6 protein-coding genes are annotated in these 6,649 nt (G+C 50.2%); all 6 read left to right on the forward strand.

The features are described 5' to 3' along the window. The first annotated feature begins 20 nt into the window (after positions 1-20). Positions 21-938: an ABC transporter permease gene (locus QZT18_RS17675; RefSeq protein ID WP_227032193.1), complete on the forward strand. Its 918-nt coding sequence runs from the start codon at positions 21-23 to the stop codon at positions 936-938. Positions 939-952: 14 nt separating this feature from the next. Continuing rightward, positions 953-2,104, forward strand: a complete 1,152-nt coding sequence (locus QZT18_RS17680; RefSeq protein ID WP_294149947.1) for an ABC transporter permease — start codon at positions 953-955, stop codon at positions 2,102-2,104. A 63-nt stretch (positions 2,105-2,167) separates the two neighbouring features. Next, positions 2,168-3,175, forward strand: coding sequence for an ABC transporter ATP-binding protein (locus QZT18_RS17685; RefSeq protein ID WP_294149948.1), 1,008 nt, complete (start codon positions 2,168-2,170; stop codon positions 3,173-3,175). Positions 3,176-3,184: 9 nt separating this feature from the next. After that, complete coding sequence (locus QZT18_RS17690) at positions 3,185-4,144, forward strand: ABC transporter ATP-binding protein (protein ID WP_294149949.1); 960 nt, start codon at positions 3,185-3,187, stop codon at positions 4,142-4,144. A gap of 81 nt (positions 4,145-4,225) precedes the next feature. Continuing rightward, a complete protein-coding gene (locus QZT18_RS17695) occupies positions 4,226-5,926 on the forward strand; it encodes an ABC transporter substrate-binding protein (RefSeq protein WP_294149950.1) in 1,701 nt (566 codons plus the stop codon). A gap of 32 nt (positions 5,927-5,958) precedes the next feature. Next, positions 5,959-6,447, forward strand: a complete 489-nt coding sequence (locus QZT18_RS17700) for a peptidylprolyl isomerase (RefSeq protein ID WP_294149951.1) — start codon at positions 5,959-5,961, stop codon at positions 6,445-6,447. Positions 6,448-6,649: the final 202 nt, after the last annotated feature.

Here is a 6,649-nt window from a genome sequence, read left to right on the forward strand (position 1 = left end):
GACTGATGTGAGGGAATGAAATGGTAAAATATTTTATAAAACGTCTTGGAATGATGCTGATTGCGATGTTCCTGATTGTGCTTCTGACTTTCGTCATTATGCACTCCGTGCCCGGCGGGCCGTTTACGAGTGACAGGCAGGTGTCGGAGGAGGTGCTGGCCGCACTGAATGAAAAATATAATCTGGATAAACCGCTGCCGGAGCAGTTCTTTGATTATCTGGGCAACCTGCTCCACGGCGATCTGGGTCCTTCTTATAAGTATCCGGGCAAAGAGGTGGGAGAGTATATCTCGAACGGCTTTCCGGTATCGGCAAAGCTGGGCTGTATTACCATTGTCTTTGTTCTGCTGGCCGCTGTCCCGATGGGAATCCTGGCCGCGGTGAAGAACGGCAGGTGGCAGGATATGGTGATGATGGCGATAGCGACGATAGGCGTCACGATCCCTTCCTTTGTCATTGCGTCCGTTCTGATTTACATATTTTCCTTCCGGCTGAATCTGCTCCCGACCTACGGAGTTGATACGTGGAAGGGGTATATTCTCCCCGTAATTGCCCTGGGCGGATATTCCTTAAGCTATATGGCGAGACTGATGCGTTCCAGCCTCCTCGAAGTGATGGGGCAGGATTATATCCGTACCGCAAGGGCAAAAGGGCTTTCCGAGACGAAAGTCATTTTAAAACATGCCATGAGGAATGCGCTGATTCCGGTGATTACCGTGCTGGGACCTACCGTGGCAAACCTGATGACAGGCAGCTTTGTAATCGAGAAGATTTTTGCAATCCCTGGCCTCGGAGTTCATTTTGTCAACAGCGTGCAGGTGAGAGATTATACCACGATCATGGGCGTTACGATTTTCTATGCTACGTTCCTGATGGCAATGATTTTTATTGTGGATATTTTCTACTGTCTGATTGACCCAAGAATCAAATTTGAATAAGGACGGGGATAAAAATGGATAATAAATGGGAAATGCTCGAGGCCTCGAATGAGGATCGTGAAAAAATATGGACTAAAAACAGAACATTTGCCGGCGATGTGTGGTTCCGCTTCCGCAGGAAACCGACGGCGATTGCCGGATTTGTCATTATCGTGCTTTTACTTCTTTTTGCAATTGCAGGCCCGATGTTTACAAAATACAGCTATTCGACCCAGAATCTGGAAGTGGTAAATATTCCTCCCTATATGAAGGTGTATGAAGCCCCGGACCAGTCGGGTTATTTCTATATCACACAGTCCCTGAAAGTGCTTCAGGTGGATAAGGACGGCACCCTGGGGACACAGCTTAAAAAGGTCAGGGAAGAGTCCGACCGGATGATGACGATCTATGATTACAACGGAACGGAGATTGCCCTTTACTACGGACAGAAGCCGTATGTAATCGCAAATCCCGAGACAAACACAATCTATCCCACGGCCAAAATATGGAATAAATCTTACGTGCTTGGAACCGACAACCTGGGGAGGGATATCCTGACCAGGCTGATGTACGGCACAAGAGTTTCACTGATGGTGGCCTTCGTGGCCGCGGCCGTCAACATGGTCATCGGCATCCTGTTCGGCGGTATCTCGGGATACGCGGGCGGCATGGTGGATACGGTAATGATGCGTATCGTGGATATTATCAGTACGATTCCCCTGACGCTCTATGTTATTCTTATCATGGTCCTGCTGGGGCAGGGAATCCAGAGTATTATCATCGCCCTGGGAACCGTTTATTGGGTGGATATGGCCAGAGTGGTCCGCGGGCAGGTATTAAGCCTTAAGGAACAGGAATTTATCCTGGCGGCAAAGACCATCGGTTCCTCCACCAAAACAATTCTGTTTGAACACCTGATTCCGAATGCCATGGGTTCCATTCTGGTAACCGTCACAATGCTGATCCCGTCGGCCATTTTCATGGAGGCATTTTTAAGCTATCTGGGTATCGGACTGAAACCGCCCCTGGCCAGCCTTGGAACCATGTGCAACGATGCGACGGAAAACCTTCGTTCCTGTCCGCACCAGCTTTTTATCCCGGCTCTCGTTATCTGTATTATCATGTTTGCCTTTAACTTTGTGGGCGACGGATTGAGGGATGCGCTGGATCCGAAGCTGAAAAAATAGCCGCCGGCATTCACCTGTAAAAAAGGCAGAACCGTGTATGCGGCAAAAGTAAGGAGTGAGAACATGGAAACGATATTAAATATAGAGAATTTGAAAACCTCATTTATGACGAGCAACGGTGAGGTGCAGGCGGTCCGGGGAGTCAGTTTCTCCGTCAAAAAGGGGGAAATCCTGGGAATCGTAGGGGAGTCGGGAAGTGGAAAGAGCGTTACGTCCATGTCCATTCTCCGTCTGCTGGCGGATACGGCCAGAATTAAGGACGGCGCCATTGTCTTTGAAGGCCGGGATCTGACGAAGCTTTCTAAAAAAGAAATACGTAAAATCAGGGGAGAGAAGATCTCAATGATTTTCCAGGATCCGATGTCCTCGTTAAATCCGCTGATTCCGGTGGGAAAACAGGTATCCGAGATGATCCGGGAACACCATCCGGAAAAGAGCAGGGAAGAATTAATGAAAGAAGTTCTGGAGCTTTTTTCCAGAGTGCGTATCCCCGAACCGGAGAAACGGTATAAATCATTTCCTCATGAATTTTCCGGCGGTATGCGCCAGCGTGTCATGATTGCCATGGCCCTTGCGAATAAACCGGCTCTCCTGATTGCGGATGAACCGACGACGGCTCTCGATGTGACAATCCAGGATCAGATACTGCGCCAGCTCCGGGAACTTGAGAAGGAGTACGGAACCAGCATTATCTTTATCACACACGACCTGGGTGTCGTGGCGGAGCTCTGCGACCGTGTCATTGTCATGTACGGCGGCCTGGTGATGGAGGAGGCTGAGATAGAAGATATCTTTGAACACCCGAGCCATCCCTATACGATGGGGCTTTTGGCTTCCATTCCTGATGTGGAACAGGATAAAGACGTGCGGCTCAGTCCAATCCCAGGCTCACCGCCGGATATGACGAATCCGCCGAAGGGCTGTCCTTTTGCGCCGCGCTGTCCCTATGCGAGAAGAGTGTGTGCAATGGAAATGCCGGAATTCACCCAGGTGGGAGAGGGACATTTTTCCAGATGTTTCCTTCTGTCCCCGGATGCGCCGGCCGATGAAAATAATCCATTTCGCAGATAGGAGAACGCCATGAGTGATCAGAATATACTTGAGGTCAGAGACCTCACAAAACATTTTAAGGCAGGCGGCAAACAGGTGGTTCACGCGGTGGACGGCGTGAACCTGACGCTGAAAAAGGGAAGGACGCTGGGACTGGTCGGTGAATCCGGCTGCGGCAAATCGAGCTGCGCCAGGACGATTATCAGGATGTATGACCCAACCTCGGGAGAGATTTTCCTGGATGGAGAGGACATCACGAATTTAAGCCAGAAACAGTTAAAACCATATAGAAAAAAGATGCAGATGATTTTCCAGGATCCATATTCCTCCCTCAATGCCAGGATGACGGTCCGCGACATCATCGCCGAACCTCTCGTGGCCCACGGCATTGTGAAAAAGAAGGAACAGTCGAATGACCTCGTCTATCCGATGCTGGAACGCGTGGGTCTTACAAAGGAACATGCCAACCGGTACGCCCATGAATTTTCCGGCGGCCAGAGGCAGCGTGTGGGAATTGCAAGAGCGCTGATCCTGCAGCCCGATTTGGTAATCTGCGATGAACCGATTTCCGCCCTGGACGTCTCAATTCAGGCTCAGGTTATCAACCTCTTAAAAGATTTCCAGGATGAAAAGGGCGTTTCCTACCTTTTCATTGCCCATGATCTGTCCATGGTGCGTTACGTATCGGACGACGTGGGAGTCATGTACCTGGGGCAGCTGGTGGAGGTCAGCGATGCCGGGGAGATTTACAGGAACCCACTTCACCCGTATACAAAGGGACTTTTAGGAAGTATTCCCGTGGCGAACCCAAAACTTGCCAGGCAGAAAGAAAAAAGCAGTATTGAGGGAGATATCCCGAGTCCGATTAATCCGCCTTCGGGCTGCCGTTTCCATACGAGATGCCCGTATGCGACACAGGCCTGCAGCGAGGCGGTACCGCAGATGAAGGACGTGGGAGGCGGGCATATGGTGGCCTGCCACTTATACTGATGCGATTGATGTGACGGCGTCTTTGGGAACAAAGAAAAGCGCGCCTGCAACATAAAAATTCCATGAAGGAGGAGCAATATTATGAAAAAGAAAGTAAGTCTGCTTTTGGCCCTCGGCCTTGTGGGCACAACGGTGCTTTCCGGCTGCGGCGGCGGTGGAAGCAAAGCCACGGAGCCGCAGACCATTGCGGAGGCAACGACGGAGGCTGCAGGAAGTGAGGCTTCCACGGAAGGGGCCGGAGATACTCTTGCAGACAAACAGGAGATGACATTTGTCCTCAACAATGAACCGGATTCCATTGACCCGACCGTTACCAGCAACTCATTTGCCACACCGTTCCTTGCAAACTGTTTTGAAGGCCTTGTTACCTACGACGAGAGCGGAGAGGTAGTTCCGGGCAATGCAGAGTCATGGGAGTCCAACGACGACCTGACCGTATACACCTTCCATTTAAGAGAAGGCTTAAAGTGGAGCGACGGAAGCGATTTGACGGCAAACGATTATGTTTATTCCGCACTCCGCGTCCTGACACCATCCACAACGGCCCAGTACCTCAATATGATTTCCGACTATGTTGTAAACGGCCAGGAATATTATGACGGTAAAGTGGGAGCCGAGGAAGTCGGTGTGAAAGCGCTGGATGAGAATACCTTAGAGTACACTTTAAAGGCTCCGTGCCCATACTTTGTAGATCTGGTAAGCATGCAGGTATATTTCCCTGTACAGAAAGCTGCAGTTGAAGCAAACGGAGATAAATGGACACAGTCTGCCGATTCTTATATCAGCAACGGACCGTTCAAGGTTACCCAGATTAACATGGGTGAAAGCTATGTCCTTGAGAAAAATGAAAACTACTGGAATGCAGAGAATGTAACGCTTGAAAAACTTACATACCGCTATATTCTTGACACTTCAACCGCCCTTACCGCATTTGAAAACGGTGAAGTGGACGGCGTCAGAATGGTTCCGTCCGGCGACATTGCCCGCCTGAAGGCAGAGAAATCCGGCCTCAACACAGCGCCAATCTATGGTACCGTATATTATAATTTCAACTGTGAAAAAGAACCGTACAACAACCCGCTGGTAAGAAAGGCATTAAACCTTGCCATCGACCGTGACGCCCTCATCAACAACGTGGCACAGTTAGACGCCGTTCCGGCATTCAGCTTCTATGCTCCCGGCTATGTGGTTGACGGAAAAGATCTGACGGACGGACGTTCCGACTTTGGGTTATCCTCTACGGCAAACCCGGAAGAGGCAAAGAAAGCTCTTGCAGAAGCAGGATACCCGGATGGAGAGGGATTCCCAACCGTTCAGCTTTCTTTCTACTCCGATGACAATGTAAAGAAGATTGCAGAGGCAATTAAGGAGATGTGGGAGCAGAATCTCGGCATTAAGGTAGAAGTAAGTTCCGCCGACTGGGCCGTATTCTACAGCGATGTTCAGGCAGGCAACTACGAAGTGGCCGCCATGGGCTGGGGCGCCGATTACATTAACCCGATGAGCTTCTTACCGCTCTTATACACCGATGACATTACAAACAACGCGAATTACAGCAACGCAGATTATGACGCCGCGGTAAATCAGATTAAAGTTGAAAAAGATCCGGCAAAATTTGCCGAGCTGGTAAAGAAGGCGGATGAGATCGCTTCCTCAGAATATGCGGTTCTGCCTCTGTACTATAAGGCTGAGAACTTCCTGTTAAAGGATTATGTAAAGGGAGTTTATATGACCTCTTCTTCCAACCTCTATTTCAAGGATGCAAAGGTTATGGCTAAATAACAGCATAACTTTAAGAGAGCAGAGGGAAAACGATGAAATGTATTATTACAACAGAAGGTTTCGGCGAGATGGTCTTTGACCTCTACCCGGAGCATGCGCCGCTTACGGTGAAAAACTTTGTCGATACGGCGGAAAGCGGGTTCTACGACGGCCTTGCCTGGTGCCGGATTGTGAAGGATTATGTGATTCAGTCGGGTTCTCCCGACAACGATATCATGACGGACAGTGACTGGCATATCAAAGGCGAATTTGAGGAAAACGGGATACACAATCCGATTCCCCATACAAGAGGCGCCATTTCCATGGCCCGCGACGACGGCTTTGACACGGCGGGCACCCAGTTCTTTGTGGTGCATAAAGACGCCCACAAGCTGGACGGCCGTTACGCCGCTTTCGGGCAGATGGTATCCGGTTTTGAAGTGCTCGACAGGATTGCCGGACTTCCTACTTCCGGAGCCGAGACGTGGAATAGACCGGTGGAAATGCCGGTGATGAGTTCCGTGAAGATTGAGAGAGAATAAGAGATAGGGAAATGAGTGCGGTGGAGGTTCCGGTTTGGGGATCTCCACCGTTTTTCTATGGGTAGTTGAGATGTGAGGACGCCTCTGTAAGACGGCGGACGGGGTAGTGGGAGGGTGTGGATGAGTCTTCAGTCCCGGGGGTTAGTGTGTGGTGAGGGGGAATCCGGAGAAAAAAATTCCTGCGGGGACTCGCTCCCGCTTG

The organism is uncultured Clostridium sp., assembly GCF_900547735.1.
Lineage (GTDB): Bacteria > Bacillota > Clostridia > Lachnospirales > Lachnospiraceae > Otoolea.

Excerpts from the sequence above, each read along its gene's own strand:
- QZT18_RS17695 (WP_294149950.1), top strand. The coding sequence starts at position 4,226 with ATGAAAAAGAAAGTAAGTCTGCTTTTGGCCCTCGGCCTTGTGGGCACA.
- QZT18_RS17680 (WP_294149947.1), top strand. The coding sequence starts at position 953 with ATGGATAATAAATGGGAAATGCTCGAGGCCTCGAATGAGGATCGTGAA.
- QZT18_RS17675 (WP_227032193.1), top strand. The coding sequence starts at position 21 with ATGGTAAAATATTTTATAAAACGTCTTGGAATGATGCTGATTGCGATG.
- QZT18_RS17700 (WP_294149951.1), top strand. The coding sequence starts at position 5,959 with ATGAAATGTATTATTACAACAGAAGGTTTCGGCGAGATGGTCTTTGAC.
- QZT18_RS17685 (WP_294149948.1), top strand. The coding sequence starts at position 2,168 with ATGGAAACGATATTAAATATAGAGAATTTGAAAACCTCATTTATGACG.
- QZT18_RS17690 (WP_294149949.1), top strand. The coding sequence starts at position 3,185 with ATGAGTGATCAGAATATACTTGAGGTCAGAGACCTCACAAAACATTTT.